Origin of the sequence: Streptomyces sp. NPDC057543, from assembly GCF_042801895.1 — a bacterium.
Classification (GTDB): Bacteria; Actinomycetota; Actinomycetes; order Streptomycetales; family Streptomycetaceae; genus Streptomyces.
In genome coordinates, this window is the sequence record NZ_JBHVFF010000013.1 from 17,016 (window position 1) to 35,427 (window position 18,412).

Sequence of the window (18,412 nt, forward strand, 5' to 3'; positions counted from 1 at the left end):
AAGTCATGGCAGACCGTGGAGAACCACCAGAAGGTCCGCCCGAGAACGCACCGGGCGGCGGTGAGGACGAGTACCGGTCACTCGTTTTCGACGAGTCGTTCGTACGTGCTGCACGGCTGAAGGAATTCTCCGCCGAGGAACGCATGGGGGACCACGCCCGCGCCGTACGCAGCCTCCCGCCCCGGAGCCTCCGAGCCGGTTCCAGAGCCGCCATCGCCCTGGTCCTCCTGATCGCCCTGGCCTTCGCGACGGCCGTGTACATGGGCTTCCGTCATCCCTACCAGTCGCCCGTCGGCAGAAGGGCCGAGACCCTCAGATCGACCGTCGTACCCCTGGCCCCCGGGTCCGCCGTGCCTGGCGGAACACCCGCAGATCTCCTTGCGAAGAGCCCCGCCGCGCAGTTCGCAAAAGGTGCCGCAGGCATCAACCTCCCTGCGATCCGGGCAACGGACAACTTCTCGGACAGCCAGGTGGCGGCGGCCCTGAGCACGGTCAAGGACTACCTGGTGGCATCCTCGCTCGACCCCGACGTCCTCACCGGCCATGCGGTGCGGCCGGTGGAACTGCTGCTGGACCCGGACCAGACGGCCCAGTTCGACCGCAGTATGACCCGGCCGGACGACGACGGACAGCATGCCCCGACCGGCTGGCTGGTGCGGTTCGACCCGGCGAAGGTGGCGCTGGCCGGTCCGGACATCCGGGTCCGGGGCACCCTGAGCTACACCGAGGCGGGGTCGGACACCCTGGAAGTGGTGTCGGACCACACCTTCACCTACACGCTCCGCCCGGCCACCCCGGGACCCCAACGGGCGGACGGCGCCTCGCTCTTCACCGTACGGCGCGAGTCGGTCTTCCGCTTCGACCGCGAAGACCTGCGGCTGCACCGGCTGGAGGTTCGCACCAGCTATGTCCAGGCCGGACCGCAGGCATGCCCGACGGACACCACCGGTACGCTGCAGCCGCTGCTTGCCGGGCAGCGAGCCGTCTCCCACGGCCCTGCGGGCACCGACCCGTACGCCACGGGCCGGCCGACGGCGGCACTGTGCGGAACGCTGGCGGTCAGCTCCCCGCAGGCCCCGGCGCAGTCCCCGGCCCGTCAGGGTCCCCAGGCTCCTCCGGCCTCGCAGAGCCCGCGGAGCCGTCCGTAGCGCCGTCCTTGCCGGCCGTGCCCCCGCCCTGGCCGGTGAACTTGTCACGGAGCTTGCCACCCAGGTCTCCGGCACCGCCCGCTATGTCGCCGACCAGCTTCATCAGCGGGTCCTTGCTGCTGCGCACCGCGTCCGCGTAGTGCGTCGCGGACTCCCGGAACGAATCGGTCACCGAGGTGTCCTTGTCCTCGTCGCGCCGCGGGTAGTGGCCGTCCATGATCCGCTGGTAGTCGCGGGTCTCGGACCACTTCTTCAGCTCGGCCGCGCGCACCGTGGTGAAGGGGTGCGAACGGGGCAGCAGATTGAGGATCTTGAGCACCGAGTCGCGCAGATCGCCGCCCTTCTCGTACTCGTCGGCCTGGGCGAGGAAGGCGTCCACATTCATCTCGTGCAGATGATTGCCGCCCGCGATCTTCATCAGACCGCGCATCGATGCCTGCAGATCCTGGCCGACGAGCAGTCCTGCCCGGTCGGCCGACAGCTCCGACTTGCGGAACCACTCCCGCAGTGCCGTAACGATCGCCATGATCGCGACATTGCCGAGCGGGATCCAGGCGACCTTCAGCGCGATATTGGTGAGGAACAGCAGGACCGTGCGGTACACGGCGTGACCGGAGAGGGCGTGTCCTACCTCGTGGCCGATGACGGCCCGCATCTCCTCCTCGTCGAGCAGCTCCACCAGCCCCGTCGTCACCACGATGATCGGCTCGTCGAGACCGATGCACATGGCATTGGGCTGCGGGTCCTGGTTGACGTACATCGGCGGGACCTTCTCCAGGTCCAGGATGTAACAGGCGTCCCGCAGCATGTCGTTGAGATGGACGAACTGTGCGTCGCTCACCCGGACGGAGTCGGAGAGGAAGAGCAGTCGCAGGCTCCGCTCGGGCAGCAGACCGCTCAGCGTCTTGAAGACGGTGTCGAAACCGCTCAGCTTGCGCAGGGCCACCAGAGCCGAGCGGTCCGCCGGGTGTTCGTAGGCCCGGGACGAGATCCCTGCGAAGCGCCTGCGCTGCCTGCTCGGCACGTTCTCGCGGCTCTCGTGGCTACTTTCGGTCATGAATGGGCCCCCTGTTCGTACGAGACGTCGCTCGCCCCCTGACAGATCCCAGCGTAGGTGCTGGGGCTACGGTGTGCTGGGGGCTGTGGATAACTGAGGAGACGCCCGACATGCCGCAAACCGTTGCTCTGCTCGCCGCCGCATCCGAGGATCAGGGGCCCGGCAACACGCTCCGCATCGTGCTGCTCGCCTCGCTCGTCGGAGCCGGCCTGCTCGGCTGGTTCCTGCTCCGCGGATACCGCAACGACGACAACAACGACTGAGTCGGCGTGAGCGTGCCCGGGACGCCCGCATACGATGTGCGCGACGTCTTCCTTCCGACTCCCGATCGATAGGTCCTGCCGAAGATGAGCCTCACGAGCACCGCGCACCAGCTGGTCACCCTCGCCGCCGAGGGCGGCGAACACGGTGGCAACCACGAAAGCCTCAGCCCGTATCTCACCGGAGGCGGTGCGTTCGTCGTGCTGCTGCTCCTGCTGTGGATCACCACTCGTTTCAACCGCGACCGCTGAGGCGGAGGCGAACAGCTGTGCCAGTAGGCTCTGCACGCATGGGAGAGCAGGAAGTGCCTACCGGCCACAGAAAGCGCCGAATCGGCGTGATGGGCGGGACATTTGACCCGATTCATCATGGACACCTGGTGGCGGCCAGTGAAGTGGCCGCCCAGTTCCACCTCGACGAGGTGATCTTCGTTCCGACCGGGCAGCCGTGGCAGAAGAGCCACAAGAACGTCTCCCCGGCCGAGGACCGCTATCTGATGACGGTCATCGCGACGGCGTCCAACCCCCAGTTCTCGGTCAGCCGGAGCGACATCGACCGCAGCGGGCCCACGTACACCATCGATACGCTGCGGGATCTGCGCGCGGTCCACGGCGACGCGGACCTCTTCTTCATCACCGGCGCCGACGCGCTCGCCCAGATCCTCACCTGGCGGGACGCCGACGAACTCTTCTCGCTCTCCCACTTCATCGGTGTGACGCGACCGGGGCATGTGCTCACGGACCCCGGACTGCCGGAAGGCGGGGTCTCCCTCGTGGAGGTACCCGCGCTCGCGATCTCGTCCACGGACTGCCGTCAGAGGGTCGCGCAGGGGGAGCCGGTCTGGTACTTGGTGCCGGACGGCGTGGTCCGCTACATCGACAAGCGCCAGCTGTACCGCGGCGAATGAGCCACGCAGAGGGGCACCGGTGAACGACCGACAGAACCCGTACGACCCGTACTACCAGCAGCCGCAGATCGTCGGCTACGACGAGTACGGGCAGCCGGTGTACCAGCAGGCCGGACAGCAGGCGTACGACCCGTATGCGCCTCAACAGCCCGAGCGGCCCCAACAGCCGCAGCAGCAGCCGTATGAGGGCGGGCAGGGGTACGGATACGACCCGTACGCCCAGCCCCAGGCCCAGCAGCCGCAGGCGTACGACCCGTATGGCTCGCAGCCGCCCCAGCAGCCGCAGCCGCCCCAGCAATCGCAGTCGCCTCAGCAGCAGGCCTACGGCGGCTACGACGGTTACGGCTACGACACCGGCCGGCAGCCCGCCGCGGTCGACACAACCCAGCAGTGGAACATCCCGCAGCAGGCCTCCGCGCAGCCCCCGCCTCCGCCCGCACCGGCGCCGGGCACGCAGGAGCCCCGGCCGGAGCGCGACGCCGGGGCCGGGCCGGATGCAGCCGTTCCCGGGCAGCGCCGCGCCGACTACCGCACCGAGCAGTTCTCCTTCATCGAGGAGCCCGACGAGGACTCCGAAGACGTCATCGACTGGCTGAAGTTCACCGAGAGCCGCAGTGAGCGGCGCGAGGAGGCGCGGCGCCGCGGCCGCAACCGCATGGTCGCGCTGATAGTCGTGGTGGTCCTGGTGGTGGTCGGCGGTGTGGGCTACCTCTGGTCCGCCGGAAAGATCCCCGGCCTCTCCGGTTCGGAGAAGGACAACACGGCATCGACGGGCCCGCAGCAGCGGGACGTCATCGTGGTCCATCTGCGCAACACCAAGAAGGGCGGCACCTCCACCGCGCTGCTGGTCGACAATGTGACGACCAAACAGGGCACCACGGTCCTGCTCCCCAACTCGCTCGCGGTCTCCGACGACGAGGGCGTCACGACCACCCTCGGCAAGTCCGTCGAGGACGACGGCACCACCGGCACCCGCGATTCCATCGACACGCTGCTCGGCACGAGAATCAGCGGTACGTGGCGGCTCGACACCCCCTATCTGGAGACCCTCGTCGATCTGGTCGGCCACATCGAGGTCGACACCGACACCGAGGTGCCCGACACGAAGAAGGGCGCCTCCCCCCTGGTGAAGAAGGGCGAGGCACAGACCCTGAGCGGCCAGATGGCCGTCGCGTACGCCACCTACCGGGCGCCCGGCGAGGCCGAGACGAAACAGCTCACGCGGTTCGGGGAGGTGCTGCGGGGTGTTCTGCGGAAGATCTCGGACGATCCGAAGGCCGCCACGGTCACCGTGCAGACGCTGGCGCAGATCCTCGACCCGTCGCTTCCCGAGAAGGACCTGGGCGCCTCCCTCGCGAAGCTCGCCCAGCGCGCCAAGATCGGCGACTACAAGACGGCACTGCTGCCGGTGCAGGCCGACGGCACACTCACCGAAGCGGCCACCGAGAGTGTCGTCAAGGACATCCTGGGTGGCACGGTGAAGGCGCCGTCCGCCGACGCGCCGGTACGGGTCGGAGTCAAGAACGCCACCGGTGACAAGGACGCCACCGAGTCCGCCCAGATCAAGCTGGTCAACGGTGGCTATGCCTTCGTCGGCGGCGGCACGGCCGAGGCCGTGGCACTGTCCGAGGTCCTTTACAGGACCGCGGCGGACAAGGAAAAGGCGACGCAGGTCGCCAAGACCCTGGGGCTGCCGTCAAGTGCGGTGAAGCAGGGCAAGCCCGCCGCGAACGCGGATGTGTCCGTCGTGCTCGGCCAGAACTACAAGATCAAATGACCGGGGCCGCGTCGGCCGGATGATGTCGATGCGACCTTCGAACGTTCGCTGCGTGGGCTGTCGGCGGTCCGTGAGACCCTAGGGGTTGATCTGACCGCCGACGAAAGCCTGCTTGTGACCGCCACGGACCGCTCCATCGAGCTCATCAACGCCGCCGCTCAGGCGGCCGCCGACCGGCTCGCGCACGACATCATTGCGTACGACGTCAGCGATGTGCTGTCGATCACGGACGCCTTCCTGCTGGCCTCGGCCCCCAACGACCGCCAGGTCAAGTCGATCGTCGACGAGATCGAGGAGCGGCTCCAGAAGGAGCTCGGCGCCAAGCCGGTACGCCGTGAGGGCGACCGCGACGCGCGCTGGATCCTCCTCGACTACGTCGACATCGTCATCCACGTCCAGCACAGCGAGGAGCGTGTCTTCTACGCGCTGGAGCGCCTCTGGAAGGACTGCCCCGAGATCGCGCTCCCCGAGGACGCCGTCAAGACCCGCGGCAAGGCCGAGGAGCACGCTCAGCTCACCGGCAGCACGGAAGGTGAGCAGAGCTGAACGGCAGCGGAAGCGGCAGGGGCCGCAGGATCGTCCTCTGGCGACACGGTCAGACGGCATGGAATCTGGAGCGCCGGTTCCAGGGCTCCACGGACATCACGCTCACCGAGGCCGGCATCGGCCAGGCCCAGCGGGCCGCTCGGCTGCTCGCCTCGCTGAGGCCGGATGCGATCGTCGCCTCCGATCTGCAGCGGGCGGCGGCCACGGCCGCCGAGCTCGCCGCGATCACCGGCCTCGAAGTCGCGCACGACGCGGGGTTGCGGGAGACCTACGCCGGTGCCTGGCAGGGCCTGACCCACGAGGAGATCGTCGGGCAGTACGGCGATCAGTACGCCGCGTGGAAGCGCGGTGAGCCCGTGCGCCGCGGTGGTGGTGAGCTGGAGACCGAGGTCGCCGACCGGGCCGCCCCGGTCGTACTCGAACACGCCGACAAGCTGCCCGACAGCGGCACGCTCGTCGTCGTCAGCCACGGCGGCACCATCCGTACCACCATCGGTCGGCTGCTGGGCCTGGAGTCGTACCACTGGGAAGGGCTCGGCGGGCTCTCCAACTGCTGCTGGTCGGTGCTGGGCGAGGGCGCGCGCGGCTGGCGCCTGCTGGAGCACAACGCCGGCACGCTGCCCGAGCCGGTACTCGGCGACGACACGTAGCGGTGACGACGCCCAGCAGCGGCGTCATCCACCGGCGACGACACCGAGCAGTGCCCTCACCCGGCAGTGACGGCTCCTGCGACTGCCGGGAGCGGTGGAGTGGCGGCATGGCCGCGGGCTGCCCGTGGGGCAGGCCCGGACGGCGCTCGGAGGTCACCTCGGGGCGGCGTCGGCCGGATTTCACTTTCTGGCTGGTCACAGGCTAAAGTTCTTCTTGTTCGCAGCGCGGAAACGCGGGGAAACACAGCGAACAGCGGGGCTATAGCTCAGTTGGTAGAGCGCCTGCATGGCATGCAGGAGGTCAGGAGTTCAATTCTCCTTAGCTCCACAATCAGGATCCCGTCCCCGGCAGGGGGCGGGATCCTTGCGTTGCCCCTGACCGTTCTCGCTGACACGTTCTCCCCGACTGTCCCGGTTCCCCCGGCCGTTCCCCCGGCCGCCCCTCTGACCGTGCGTCCGCTCACGCCTCCCGGCGCCGCCGCAGCGCCCCCACCTGCTCCCCGCTCTCCTCGTCTGCCGGGGTGTAGACCACGATCCGGCACTCCGGCAGCCCATTGACGGACAGCGACACCGAAGTCATCCGTATCTCGGCGGCGGCCGCCCAGTGCCGGAAGGTCTTCACCCGCGGCCCCGGCGGGGCGACATCACCGCTGCGCCACAGCTCGGCGAAGTACGGGCTGGCGGCCGAGAGGCTTTCGATGAACGACTCCCAGGCGGGCTCGCCCGTATGCGGCCCGTAGGCTCCCCGCAGCGTCGCCACCATGATCGGCAGCTCCTGGGCCCGGTGGACGACGGGACAGGCGTCCTCGGGCACCGTGAACAGCGTCCACAGCGCATTGCGTATGCCCGGTCCCGCTATTTCGGGGATGTCGAACAGGTCGAGGTAGGCGGGGTTGGTGGCCAGGACGTCGTACCTCGTGTTGTAGACCACGGCGGGGTGCGGATCGAGCGCGTCGATGATGCCCTGGATTTCCGGCCCGATCTCGATCGCGTCGGTCTGTCTGCCGGGGGCGTAGGCCACCTCCGCCAGGTGGTAGAGGTGTTCGCGCTCCGGCGTGTCCAGCCGCAGGGTGCGCGCCACGGCGTCCAGGACCTGCGGTGACGCGTTGATCGGACGGCCCTGTTCCAGCCAGGTGTACCAGGTGACACCGATGCCGGAGAGCTGGGCGACCTCCTCGCGGCGCAGCCCCGGGGTGCGGCGGCGCAGCCCGGGCGCCATGCCCACATCGGCGGGCGTCACCCGCGCCCGGCGGTTGCGCAGGAAGGCCGCGAGCTCCGGACGCCTCCGGTGCCGGGCCGGCTGATCTGTCGTCACCGATGTCACACCCCCATAGTCGTTGCCTCGTACGGGAGTTGCCAGGTGCTGCCAGTACCAGTATCAGCGGGCTCTCGTTACCTGTATCCACCCGAAGCCAGGCTCGACGCCATGACGACGACCGCCGGGACAACTCCACTCCCCGTAACCAGTGAAGACGCCACCACTGACAAACGCCCCGGGAGAGTGCTCGCCCTGGTCCTCGCGGCTCAGTTCATGGCGCTGCTCGACACCTTCATCGTCAACGTCGCCGCCCCGACGATCCGGAGCGAACTCGGCGCCTCCGGAGCCGGGTTGCAGCTCGTCGTGGCCGGCTACACGATCACGTACGCCGTGCTGCTCATCATCGGCGCGAGGCTCGGCGGGCTGCTCGGACACGGCCGGGCCCATCTGGCCGGACTCGCCGTCTTCACCGCCGCCTCGCTGGCCTGCGGACTCGCGGTAGGAACAGGGCAGTTGATCGCCTTCCGGTTGATCCAGGGGGCGGGTGCGGCGGTGATGATTCCGCAGGTGCTCAGCCTCATTCAGCGACACTTCACCGGCGAGGCGCGGTTCCGGGCGCTCGGTGCCTACAGTGCGGTGCTCGCCACCGGCGCGGCCGCCGGGCAGGTGGTCGGCGGGGTGCTGGTCAGCGCCGATCTGTTCGGCGCGGGATGGCGGCCGGTATTCCTGGTGAATGTGCCGATCGGGCTGGTCCTGCTGGTGCTCGGCTTCCGTGTGCTGCCCGGCGAACCGCGTACAGGGGCTGCCAGGGTCCAGGCGCGGGCGCGCGGGCTCGATCTGCCGGGGCTGGTGCTGCTGGCCGCCGCCGTCACACTGCTGACCATCCCTCTGGTGCTCGGGCAGGAGCTGGACTGGCCGGCCTGGATCCGGGTCTGCCTGATTGCCTCCGTGGGGTTCTTCGCCGGGTTCGCCGGGTACGAGTCACGGCTTGCCGCGCGCGGTGGTGCGCCCCTGATCGCGCCCAGGGTGCTGCGCATCCCGGGCATCGCCCGGGCGGCGTTGCGCATTCTCGTGGTGATGGCGGTCAACGCGGGCTTCCTCTTCGCGATGACGCTGCACATCCAGGGCGGCCTGGGCTACTCGGCGCTGCGCACGGGGCTGATGTTCGCACCGACCGCGCTCGTATTCGGCGCGATCGGGCTGACCTGGCGCCGGTGGTCGACGCGGCTTCAACGCGCCCTGGTTCCGGGCGGGTTCGTTCTGGTGGCCATCGGCTCCGTGGCCATCGGGCTGTTGATGCGTGAGGGAGGTGACGGCGGTCTCTGGCTGTATGCGGCCTTTGCGGTCATGGGTGGCGGCATGGCGTTGGGCTTCAGCCCCACCCTTACGGGGGCGTTGGCGAACGTACGTCCGGAGGATGCGGCTGATGCGAGCGGTGTGCTGGTGACCGTCACCCAGCTCGGTCAACTGCTCGGTGTCGCGACATTCGGCACGTTCTATCTCAACCGCCTTGATACGTCAGGGATGCACGGGGTGGGGCACGCGGTGTGGGCATGCACTCTCGCGCTGTCGGCGGCGGCTCTGGCGGGCGTCTCGGCGGGTCTCGTACGGCGACGGCGAGCGACCGGATATCCGCCGGGCTGACCCCCTTGCGGGGTCATGGCAGAATCGGACCGCCGGAGGGGGCGACGGACCGAACGGGAGGGAGCGCGCGATGCCTGCGAGCCGCCACGAGGTCCCGGACCTGCTCCTTGTCCCCGAACGCCGTGCCAGGACCGGTCGCCTTGCCGGTGAATCGTTCCGCGCGGCCCACATGCTCGGCGAGAACGGCGGAATCTCCTGCGTGTGCACTGCCCGTGGCCAAAGCCGGAGCTGACTCATGGGTGCACACAGGCGTAAGTGCGACTGGTGCGGCAGCGGTACGCCCATCGTCAGGGACATGGATCCGATCAATCCGGAGTACCAGTACTGGTGCGAGGAGTGTGCGCGGGCGCTGATCATAAAGGGCGACCCGATCGAGACCTACCGGGAGCTCGAGGGGGAGCCGATCTACGGACGGCTGCTGGAGGAGCACTGCACCCTCAAGCGCTTCTACTCCTTCGCCACTGCGTGAGCCCTGTGCGTACCGTTGTGTGCACCTCCTGCGTGCGCCCCCGCGCCCCCGGGTTCCGCTCGCTTCGCCCCGTGATCGGGACGCCGCGAAATTGGGCAAATCCGGCCATGCGGGAAACGATTTGGTGGACCGGTGGGGTCACCGGTAATGTTCTCGATGTCGCCAGGGGGCAACGAATCCGGGCGGCGCACAGCACGGGGCTATAGCTCAGTTGGTAGAGCGCCTGCATGGCATGCAGGAGGTCAGGAGTTCAATTCTCCTTAGCTCCACAGTGAAGAAATGAGAAGCGGGTCACCCTTACGGGGTGACCCGCTTCTCGTGCGTGCGTGTCAACGCCAATTGCCGCGTGGCGACTGTGGTGCGGCATGCCGGGTCGCTCGCCACCGGCCAGTACGGACTTGATCGGTTGTCCCGGCACGGAACAGAGCGGTGTACGGAGTCCCGCTGCCAGGCTGCTCCGCCCGTGCGGTCCCTCCCACCGCCCTGTCCATGGATCGGTCGCGCCAGGACCGGCCCGGGGCCCGTGCGGTACCCTGACGCCATGCGTGCCGTACGCCTTCTGCTTAGCGAGCCGCGCTGATCAGTCCCGACCGGTGAGAATGCCTGGTCGGAATCGGCGCGGCGTCCCCTCCTGTGCGAGGGGATTTTTCGTTTCCGTAGACGCGTGTCCGTAGACGTGGGCGCCGGCAGATGACGATCGATGGAGCTTTGAGGATCATGAGCGAGACGAATTCCGCAGCCGAGACGGCTGCGCCGCACCGCTACACGGCGGCGATGGCCGCCGACATCGAGGCACGCTGGCAGGACTTCTGGGACGCCGAGGGTACGTACGAGGCGCCGAATCCGTCCGGTGAACTGGCGGGCGATCCGGAACTGGCCGCCAAGCCGAAGAAATTCATCATGGACATGTTCCCGTACCCCTCGGGTGCGGGACTGCACGTCGGTCACCCTCTGGGCTACATCGCCACCGATGTCTTCGCCCGCCACCAGCGGATGACCGGGCACAACGTGCTGCACACCCTGGGCTTCGACGCCTTCGGCCTGCCCGCGGAGCAGTACGCCGTGCAGACCGGTACGCACCCGCGGGTCTCCACCGAGGCCAACATCAAGAACATGACCGCCCAGCTGCGTCGGCTGGGCCTGGGTCACGACAAGCGCCGCTCGTTCGCCACGATCGAGTCGGAGTACTACAAGTGGACCCAGTGGATCTTCCTGCAGATCTTCAACTCCTGGTACGACACCGAGGCCGACCGGGCCCGCCCGATCGACGAGCTGGTCGCACAGTTCGAGAGCGGTTCGCGTCCTACTCCGGACGGTCGTGACTGGAACGCCCTGAGCGCCGTCGAGCGCGCGGACGTCCTGAGCGGGTACCGCCTGGCGTACGCCTCCGACGCCCCGGTCAACTGGTCACCGGGCCTGGGCACCGTACTGGCCAACGAAGAGGTGACGGCCGACGGCCGGTCCGAGCGCGGGAACTTCCCGGTCTTCAAGGCCAAGCTGCGCCAGTGGAACATGCGCATCACGGCCTATGCGGACCGGCTGCTGAACGACCTGGACGGGCTGGACTGGCCCGAAGCCATCAAGCTGCAGCAGCGCAACTGGATCGGGCGTTCCGAAGGCGCGCGCGTCGACTTCCCGGTCGACGGCGCGGGCGACATCACCGTCTTCACCACCCGCCAGGACACCCTGTTCGGTGCCACCTACATGGTGCTGGCACCCGAGCACGAGCTGGTCGAGCGGATCATTCCGGCCGCCTGGCCCGAGGGCACCCATCCGGTGTGGACCGGCGGACACGCGTCCCCGGCCGAGGCCGTCACCGCGTACCGCAAGCTGGCCGCCGCCAAGTCCGACGTCGAGCGGCAGGCCGAGGCCAAGGACAAGACCGGTGTCTTCACCGGTGCGTACGCGACCAACCCGGTCAGCGGCGAGAAGGTGCCGGTCTTCATCGCCGACTACGTACTGATGGGTTACGGCACCGGCGCGATCATGGCCGTACCGGCGCACGACGCGCGCGACTTCGCCTTCGCGCGCGCCTTCGAGCTGCCGATGCGCTGTGTGGTCCAGCCGTCGGACGACCGCGGCACGGACCCCTCGGCATGGGACGACGCCTTCTCCTCGTACGAAGCGAAGCTGGTCAACTCCGCCAATGACGAGATCTCGCTGAACGGTCTGGGCGTCGCCGACGCCAAGGCGAAGATCACCGAGTGGCTGAAGCAGCACGGCGTCGGTGAGGGCACCGTCAACTTCCGGCTGCGTGACTGGCTGTTCAGTCGCCAGCGGTACTGGGGCGAGCCCTTCCCGATCGTCTACGACGAGGACGGCATCGCCCACCCGCTGCCCGAGTCGATGCTGCCCCTGGAGCTGCCGGAGGTCGACGACTACTCGCCGCGCACCTTCGACCCCGAGGACGCCGACACCCAGCCCGAGACCCCGCTGTCCCGGAACGCCGACTGGGTCAACGTCACTCTTGACCTGGGCGACGGCAACGGCCCGAGGAAGTACCGCCGCGAGACCAACACCATGCCCAACTGGGCGGGCTCCTGCTGGTACGAGCTGCGCTACCTGGACCCGCGCAACGGCGAGAAGCTGGTCGACCCGGCGATCGAGCAGTACTGGATGGGCCCGCGCGAGGGGCAGCCGACCGGTGGCGTCGACCTGTACGTCGGCGGCGCCGAGCACGCCGTACTGCACCTGCTGTACGCGCGCTTCTGGTCCAAGGTGTTGCACGACCTGGGGCAGATCTCGTCCGCCGAGCCGTTCCACAAGCTGTACAACCAGGGCATGATCCAGGCATTCGTCTACCGCGACAGCCGCGGCATCGCGGTCCCGGCGGCCGAGGTCGAGGAGCGGGACGGAAAGTTCTACTACCAGGGCGAGAAGGTCAGCCGTGTCCTGGGCAAGATGGGCAAGTCCCTGAAGAACGCCGTCACGCCGGACGAGATCTGCGCCGAGTACGGTGCGGACACACTGCGCCTGTACGAGATGGCGATGGGCCCCCTGGACGTGTCGCGGCCGTGGGACACGCGCGCCGTCGTCGGCCAGTATCGGCTGCTGCAGCGGCTGTGGCGCAACGTCGTCGACGAGGAGACCGGCGAGGTCACCGTCGTCGACACCGAGCCGGGCGAGGAGACGCTGCGGGCGCTGCACAAGGCGATCGACGGGGCCGGCCAGGACATGGCCGGGATGCGCTTCAACACCGCCATCGCCAAGGTCACCGAGCTGAACAACCACCTGACCAAGGCGGGCGGCCCGCTGTCCCGGAGCGTCGCCGAGTCGCTGGTGCTGCTGGTGGCGCCGCTGGCACCGCACATCGCCGAGGAGCTGTGGCACCGGCTGGGCCACAGCGAGTCGGTTGTGCACCAGGACTTCCCGGTCGCCGATCCGGCGTACGTCGTGGACGAGACCGTGACCTGCGTCGTGCAGGTCAAGGGCAAGGTCAAGGCGCGTCTGGAGATCTCCCCGTCGATCATGGACGAGGAGCTGGAAGCGCTGGCCCTGGCCGATCCGGCCGTGATCGCGGCGCTGGACGGCGCGGGGATCCGCAAGGTGATCGTGCGGGCGCCGAAGCTGGTCAATATCGTCCCGGCGTGATGGCGGTCGTCGTCCCCGCGTGACGGTCGTCGAGTATCGGCCGGTTTTGTACCGCGGTGTGGGGGCGTTCCCCTACGGGCAGGTTGGGGGTTCCGAAGGAACCCTCGGCCTGCCCTTTCCGTTTACGGTGGAGGGGCCGGCACCCGGCAGCCGAAACGACATGCGAGGGACGCTCATGGAAGCCGTGATCCTCATCCTGGGGTTGCTCTTTTTCGCGTTCGTGGTCCTGGGCGTGTATGTGAGCGTCAAGGCCATCGGCATGGCGAAGCGTGGTGTGGACCGTACGATCACGCAGGCGCGCCGGACCGTCGAGGACACCACGCTGCGGGCCAAGAGCTACGGTCAGGCGGGCGTGGGCGCAGAGCTGGCGCAGCTGCGGCTCGCGTTGCGCACCTCCATGCGGGCCACGCAGGAGGCGTTGCAGACGGGAGTTGCCGAGGACACCTCGCTCTCGGAGTCGCTGGGTCTCTTCCAGCGGTTGAGTGCGCACGGGCGGGAGCTGGACGACGACCTGAAGAGACTGGAGCGCGAGCCCGACCGGGCGACGGTCGCGTCGATGCTGCCGGGCCTGAAGCAGCGTACGGAGCGGATCACACACTCCGCGGATTCGCTGCGATGGGCCGCGCGGGACCGGGCGCGACAGTTCGCCGACGACGATCTGGACGCGCTGAACGCGCAGATCGATGTGGAGGCCGGGGCGCTGCGGCACTGGACGGTGGAGCCGGACGAGCCGGTCCACGGCCAGGGGCAGGCGCCGGGCGGTGGTCATGATCAGGGACAGAGACAGGGGCGGGGGACGGGGCAAGGGCAGACGAGCCGGCCAGGGCAGGAACGAGGTCAGGAACGAGGGCCGGCCGACGGTACGGCGCAGGCGATCACGGCTCCGGACCCGCAACGACGGACCGAGTACCCGTGGCGGAAGGCAGCTCGGCCCGAAACGACGAACTGAGACGTTCGACGACCGGCGGTGACCCGATGCGGTCCGAAGCGGTCCGGTGCGATCATTCGGTCGGGGTCGGACTGCCGAGCCGAGGACTCGCCAGGTAACCTCCCGCTCATGTCCCGCCATGTCGCGATCGTCACCGATTCCACGGCCTACCTGCCGCCCGAGGCGATGGGGCGGCACGGCATCACCGCGGTGCCGCTGACCGTCGTCCTCGGTGATCAGGCGCTGGAGGACGGCACCGAGATCTCGGCCCGCTCCCTCGCACTGGCACTCCAGAAGCGTCGCCCCGTGACGACCTCCCGGCCCAGCCCGGAGGTCTTCGCAGCCGCGTACCGGGCGGCGGCCGAGGCCGGAGCCGGCGGCATCGTCTCGCTGCACCTCTCGGCCGAGATCTCGGGCACATACGATGCCGCTCTGCTCGCGGCGAAGGACGCATCGGTTCCGGTACGGGTGGTGGACACCGGGATGGTCGCCATGGCCCTGGGGTTCTGCGCCCTGGCGGCGGCGGAGACGGCGGAGGCGGGCGGGAGTCTCGACGAGGCCGTCGCAGCTGCGGAGAAGCGGGCTGCGGGCACCTCCGCGTACTTCTACGTCGACACGCTGGACTATCTGCGCCGCGGCGGTCGTATCGGTGCGGCGCAGGCGCTGCTGGGATCGGCACTCGCCGTGAAGCCGCTCCTCCAACTGGACGGTGGCCGCATCGAACTGCTGGAGAAAGTGCGGACGGCGTCGAAGGCCATCGCGCGTCTGGAGGAGATCGTCGCGGAACGCTCTGGCGGTGACCGGGTGGACATTGCCGTGCATCACCTGGCGGCACCCGAGCGGGCCGAGCGGCTCGCCGAGCGGTTGCGCGAGCGGGTGCCGGGCCTGGTCGATCTGCATGTCAGCGAGGTGGGCGCGGTGATCGGTGCGCACACGGGGCCCGGACTGCTGGGGGCCGTGGTCTCGCCGCGCTGAGGCCGGTTCGTGGCCCCGCTCCTTGGAGATCGGCCTTCGGATCTCACTCGTCAGGGTGGCCGAGATATTCACAACTGCTCGGTTGTCCACCGACATCAGGTCTGCTCAGCGGGTTCGGACGGATGTGCCTACCGTCGTGAGGTATGGCTTCCCGATCACATCGTGCAACCAGCGGCAGCGGCCCCGGCCGAGCCCGCAGCGGTCCCGGCCTCGGACCCGGACGACGACGGCCCTCGCGCGGGCGCGCGGACGTCGTGGCGGCGGCTTCGCGGCAGCGGGCGGACGCCCTCATGGGAGGGGCGCACAGCGGACGGGTCGCGCGGCCGGCGCTCGGGGTGGCAGTGGCTCCGTCGCCCATTCCCGCTTCGGCCGCCGTTCCGGTCTCGAATCCGGTTCCGGTCTCGAATCCTGCTTCGGCGTTGGCTCCTGCTCCTGCTCCTGCTCCTGCCTCTGCTTCTGCTCCGGCTCCGGCGCCGAGCCCTGCACCAAGTCCCGCTCCTGGTAGAGCTACGACCACGGCTACGGCGTCTGCGTCGGCTTCGACGTCGGTTTTCGAGTCGGCCTCGACACCGGCTTCTGCGTCGGCTCCGGGGTTGCGGGCGAGGGTCGTACCCGTGTTACGGGAGCGGATTCCGGTGTGGCTTCGGCTCAGATGCGGTTTGGAGCCAAGGACCCTTGCCGCGCTGGCTGTTGTCCTGATCGCAACCGCGGTTTTCGCCGCGGTGCATTTCTGGTCCGCACGCCCCCATTCCGTACGAGCTCCTGATCCGGTCAACGAAGCTGCGCGCGCCGGGACTCCGGAGCCGATGCCGGGGGTGGCGGCAGCGCCGGAGCCGTCACCGGGGCCGCCACCCATGACGGGGCCGGGCGGGCACATCGTCGTCGACGTGAGCGGGAAGGTGCGACTGCCGGGGATCCATCAACTGCCGTCCGGTGCACGGGTTGCCGACGCGATCAGGGCCGCGGGCGGAGCCCGACCCGGTGTCGACCTCGCCGGGCTCAACCGGGCGCGGGTGCTCATGGACGGGGAGCAGATCGTGGTGGGCGCCCCACCGGGCCCTCCGGTCATGGGCGGGACGGGAGGAACCACGACGGGCGGCACCGGAAGCGGCGGCACCACAACGGGGCCGATCAGCCTCAATCAGGCGACCGTCGAACAGCTCGACTCCCTGCCCGGCGTCGGTCCGGTTCTCGCTCAGCGCATCGTCGACTACCGCACCCAGCACGGCGGTTTCCGTTCCGTCGACGAGCTCCGCGAAGTCAACGGGATCGGCGATCGTCGGTTCGCCGACCTCCAACCTCTGGTGGTGCCATGAACCACTCGGAGAACCAATCGGACGTCCATGCGGCCTCGGGTCGGCGGCTGGGTGTCTCCGACCCGAGGCAGGAAGGCCCACTCGACCTTCGGCTGGTCCCGCCGGCCTTGGCGGCCTGGGCCGGGGCGGCGCTCGCGCTCGGTGTGCCGGGGCGGTGGACCACGGCGGGCGTGGTGCTCTGCGTCGGCGCGGCCATGGTGCTACTGACGACGTTGGGAATGTCGGCGACTCGTGCGATGCGAGGGCTGTCGGCCGGTATCGGGGGAGGGGCGGCAGAGGGCGAGACCGCGGTACGCAACCGGCGCCGGCCGCGCACCACCGCGACTGCAACCGCTGCGGCGCTGCTCTGCGCAGCGGCCGGGGCCGCGTCGGCCGGCTGGCACAGCGCTGACGTACGGCAGGGGCCGGTCCACGAGCTGGCCCGGCGGTTCGCGAGAGTGGACGCGGAGGTGACGGTGACGTCCGATGCCCGGCAGACCGTGCCCCGGGTGCGTGGTGACCACAGCACGCCCGTCTCGCTCCTCGTGGATGCCGAGATCACACGGCTGACCGGGCCCGACGGTGCGGTCACCCGGCTGCGTACGCCGGTACTGCTGATCGTCCCGCCCGGCGGATCGATGGCCCGGTGGCAGGAGTTGCTCCCCTCCACACGGCTGCGCGTCGGAGGCCGACTGGCGCCACCCCTGCACGAAGGGGAACGCAACGCCGGCGTACTGCGACTGGAGGGCAAGGGTCCGCCGCACGTCACCGGGCCCCCTTCCGCGGTCCAGCGCATGGCGGGCGCTCTGCGCAGTGGTCTGCGGGAGGCGACGGAGCGGCTCGATCCAGATGCGCGGGCGCTTCTGCCCGGCCTGGTGGTCGGTGACACCTCACGGGTCACGCCGGAACTGCACGATGCCTTCCAGGCGGCCGACCTCACCCATCTGATGGCGGTCTCCGGTGCCAACCTGGCGATCCTGCTCGTTCTCCTGATCGGGCCGCCGGGCATGGCAGTGCGTGTCGAACGCCGCGGTCTGGCACCCCGGTTGGGAATTTCGCTGCGGATGACTGCCTTGCTCGGCGGCGGGCTCACGCTCGCCTTCGTCATCGTCTGCCGGCCGGAGCCGAGCGTGCTGCGGGCCGCGGCCTGCGGGCTGATCACCCTGCTCGCCATCGGCACGGGGCGCCGCAGATCGCTGATCCCCGCGTTGTCCGCAGCGGTCCTTCTGCTGGTTCTGTACGACCCGTGGATGGCCCGCAGTTACGGCTTCGTCCTCTCCGTTCTGGCCACCGGTGCCCTGCTCACCATCGCCCCGAAGTGGAGCGAAGCGCTGCAGCGGCGCCGGGTTCCGTCCCGGCTCGCCGAGGCGCTGGCCGCGGCCGCCGCGGCGCAGGCCGTGTGTGCGCCGGTCGTCGTGCTCCTTGCCTCCCGGGTCAGTCTGGTGGCGATCCCGTGCAATCTGCTGGCCGAGTTCGCGGTGGCACCGGCCACGATCCTCGGATTCGCCGCGCTCGCCCTGGCGCCGGTGGCCATACCAGTGGCGGAGCTGCTCGCCCGGCTCGCGGGGTGGCCGGCCGGGTGGATCGCTTCGGTGGCCCGCACCGGGGCGGCACTGCCAGGGGCGGAGATCGACTGGCCCGACGGCGGGAAGGGTGCGCTACTGCTCGCCGTGCTGACGGCAGTGGTGGTGCTGTCCGCCCGTCGTATCGTGCGCCATCCCTGGGTCTGCTCGGCCGCCGCGCTCCTGCTGATCGTCGCGGTGCTGCGCCCGGTTCCGCTCACCCGTGTGCTGACCGGATGGCCCCCGCCCGGCTGGGCGTTCGTGATGTGCGACGTCTTCCCTATTGAATCACCGTGTTGCGGCAGTTCGTGTTGCGGACGGAGAGGGACGTGTTGAGCAAGACC

General features: G+C 69.4%; 15 protein-coding genes, 2 tRNA genes and 1 pseudogene. 16 read left to right on the plus strand and 2 right to left on the minus strand.

The annotated features are described in order from the left end of the window. Window positions 1-5 precede the first annotated feature (5 nt). On the plus strand, window positions 6-1,148 hold the full coding sequence (locus ACFU8Q_RS04465; RefSeq protein ID WP_384447617.1) for a hypothetical protein: 1,143 nt from the start codon (window positions 6-8) through the stop codon (window positions 1,146-1,148). On the opposite strand, the gene ACFU8Q_RS04470 is transcribed toward ACFU8Q_RS04465, so the two are convergent. Further along, window positions 1,060-2,205 carry a M48 family metallopeptidase gene (locus tag ACFU8Q_RS04470; protein WP_384447620.1) on the minus strand — a complete coding sequence of 382 codons (1,146 nt, stop codon included), beginning with the start codon at window positions 2,203-2,205 and terminating at the stop codon, window positions 1,060-1,062. The two genes, ACFU8Q_RS04465 and ACFU8Q_RS04470, sit on opposite strands and share 89 nt — an antisense overlap. A gap of 110 nt (window positions 2,206-2,315) precedes the next feature. On the opposite strand from ACFU8Q_RS04470, the gene ACFU8Q_RS04475 reads away from it, so the two are divergent. The 7 genes from ACFU8Q_RS04475 to ACFU8Q_RS04505 all read left to right on the plus strand — a co-directional run bounded on the left by ACFU8Q_RS04475 (window position 2,316) and on the right by ACFU8Q_RS04505 (window position 6,674). Further along, window positions 2,316-2,468, plus strand: coding sequence for a hypothetical protein (locus ACFU8Q_RS04475; RefSeq protein ID WP_384447622.1), 153 nt, complete (start codon window positions 2,316-2,318; stop codon window positions 2,466-2,468). Window positions 2,469-2,552: 84 nt separating this feature from the next. Next, a complete protein-coding gene (locus ACFU8Q_RS04480) occupies window positions 2,553-2,717 on the plus strand; it encodes a hypothetical protein (RefSeq protein WP_093897070.1) in 165 nt (54 codons plus the stop codon). Window positions 2,718-2,755: 38 nt separating this feature from the next. Then, the gene (gene nadD / locus ACFU8Q_RS04485; RefSeq protein ID WP_266746151.1) at window positions 2,756-3,373 is read left to right on the plus strand and encodes a nicotinate-nucleotide adenylyltransferase; all 618 of its coding nucleotides are present in this window, start codon (window positions 2,756-2,758) and stop codon (window positions 3,371-3,373) included. Between the two features lie 19 nt (window positions 3,374-3,392). After that, the gene (locus ACFU8Q_RS04490) at window positions 3,393-5,150 is read left to right on the plus strand and encodes an LCP family protein (RefSeq protein ID WP_384447626.1); all 1,758 of its coding nucleotides are present in this window, start codon (window positions 3,393-3,395) and stop codon (window positions 5,148-5,150) included. Window positions 5,151-5,264: 114 nt separating this feature from the next. Continuing rightward, window positions 5,265-5,696, plus strand: a complete 432-nt coding sequence (gene rsfS / locus ACFU8Q_RS04495) for a ribosome silencing factor (protein ID WP_384447629.1) — start codon at window positions 5,265-5,267, stop codon at window positions 5,694-5,696. Further along, window positions 5,693-6,346, plus strand: coding sequence for a histidine phosphatase family protein (locus tag ACFU8Q_RS04500; RefSeq protein WP_384447683.1), 654 nt, complete (start codon window positions 5,693-5,695; stop codon window positions 6,344-6,346). The genes rsfS and ACFU8Q_RS04500 overlap by 4 nt, the downstream gene beginning before the upstream one ends. A gap of 255 nt (window positions 6,347-6,601) precedes the next feature. Next, a tRNA-Ala gene (locus tag ACFU8Q_RS04505) sits at window positions 6,602-6,674 on the plus strand. 132 nt (window positions 6,675-6,806) lie between these two features. Here the strand turns inward: ACFU8Q_RS04505 and ACFU8Q_RS04510 are convergent. Continuing rightward, complete coding sequence (locus ACFU8Q_RS04510) at window positions 6,807-7,670, minus strand: helix-turn-helix transcriptional regulator (protein ID WP_384447632.1); 864 nt, start codon at window positions 7,668-7,670, stop codon at window positions 6,807-6,809. Window positions 7,671-7,772: 102 nt separating this feature from the next. Between ACFU8Q_RS04510 and ACFU8Q_RS04515 the strand changes: the two genes are divergently transcribed. The 8 genes and pseudogenes from ACFU8Q_RS04515 to ACFU8Q_RS04550 all read left to right on the plus strand — a co-directional run. Continuing rightward, a complete protein-coding gene (locus ACFU8Q_RS04515) occupies window positions 7,773-9,248 on the plus strand; it encodes an MFS transporter (protein WP_384447635.1) in 1,476 nt (491 codons plus the stop codon). 235 nt (window positions 9,249-9,483) lie between these two features. After that, on the plus strand, window positions 9,484-9,717 hold the full coding sequence (locus ACFU8Q_RS04520; RefSeq protein ID WP_015608461.1) for a hypothetical protein: 234 nt from the start codon (window positions 9,484-9,486) through the stop codon (window positions 9,715-9,717). Window positions 9,718-9,913: 196 nt separating this feature from the next. Further along, a tRNA-Ala gene (locus tag ACFU8Q_RS04525) sits at window positions 9,914-9,986 on the plus strand. Window positions 9,987-10,434: 448 nt separating this feature from the next. Next, window positions 10,435-13,308 (plus strand): leucine--tRNA ligase, encoded by a 2,874-nt coding sequence (gene leuS, locus ACFU8Q_RS04530; RefSeq protein ID WP_384447638.1) that lies wholly within the window; start codon window positions 10,435-10,437, stop codon window positions 13,306-13,308. Between the two features lie 175 nt (window positions 13,309-13,483). Further along, window positions 13,484-14,257, plus strand: a complete 774-nt coding sequence (locus ACFU8Q_RS04535; RefSeq protein ID WP_384447686.1) for a hypothetical protein — start codon at window positions 13,484-13,486, stop codon at window positions 14,255-14,257. Between the two features lie 108 nt (window positions 14,258-14,365). Further along, the gene (locus tag ACFU8Q_RS04540; RefSeq protein WP_384447641.1) at window positions 14,366-15,211 is read left to right on the plus strand and encodes a DegV family protein; all 846 of its coding nucleotides are present in this window, start codon (window positions 14,366-14,368) and stop codon (window positions 15,209-15,211) included. Window positions 15,212-16,098: 887 nt separating this feature from the next. Then, complete coding sequence (locus ACFU8Q_RS04545) at window positions 16,099-16,527, plus strand: helix-hairpin-helix domain-containing protein (protein ID WP_384447644.1); 429 nt, start codon at window positions 16,099-16,101, stop codon at window positions 16,525-16,527. Further along, window positions 16,524-18,344, plus strand: a pseudogene (locus ACFU8Q_RS04550) (ComEC/Rec2 family competence protein); the annotation flags it as partial. The gene ACFU8Q_RS04545 and the pseudogene ACFU8Q_RS04550, both read left to right, overlap by 4 nt. Between the last annotated feature and the right edge of the window lie 68 nt (window positions 18,345-18,412).

Bases quoted from the DNA above. Each gene is read 5' to 3' on its own strand.
- ACFU8Q_RS04465 (WP_384447617.1), top strand. From the start codon at position 6: ATGGCAGACCGTGGAGAACCACCAGAAGGTCCGCCCGAGAACGCACCG.
- ACFU8Q_RS04470 (WP_384447620.1), bottom strand. From the start codon at position 2,205: ATGACCGAAAGTAGCCACGAGAGCCGCGAGAACGTGCCGAGCAGGCAG.
- ACFU8Q_RS04475 (WP_384447622.1), top strand. From the start codon at position 2,316: ATGCCGCAAACCGTTGCTCTGCTCGCCGCCGCATCCGAGGATCAGGGG.
- ACFU8Q_RS04480 (WP_093897070.1), top strand. From the start codon at position 2,553: ATGAGCCTCACGAGCACCGCGCACCAGCTGGTCACCCTCGCCGCCGAG.
- nadD (WP_266746151.1), top strand. From the start codon at position 2,756: ATGGGAGAGCAGGAAGTGCCTACCGGCCACAGAAAGCGCCGAATCGGC.
- ACFU8Q_RS04515 (WP_384447635.1), top strand. From the start codon at position 7,773: ATGACGACGACCGCCGGGACAACTCCACTCCCCGTAACCAGTGAAGAC.
- ACFU8Q_RS04520 (WP_015608461.1), top strand. From the start codon at position 9,484: ATGGGTGCACACAGGCGTAAGTGCGACTGGTGCGGCAGCGGTACGCCC.
- leuS (WP_384447638.1), top strand. From the start codon at position 10,435: ATGAGCGAGACGAATTCCGCAGCCGAGACGGCTGCGCCGCACCGCTAC.
- ACFU8Q_RS04535 (WP_384447686.1), top strand. From the start codon at position 13,484: ATGGAAGCCGTGATCCTCATCCTGGGGTTGCTCTTTTTCGCGTTCGTG.
- ACFU8Q_RS04540 (WP_384447641.1), top strand. From the start codon at position 14,366: ATGTCCCGCCATGTCGCGATCGTCACCGATTCCACGGCCTACCTGCCG.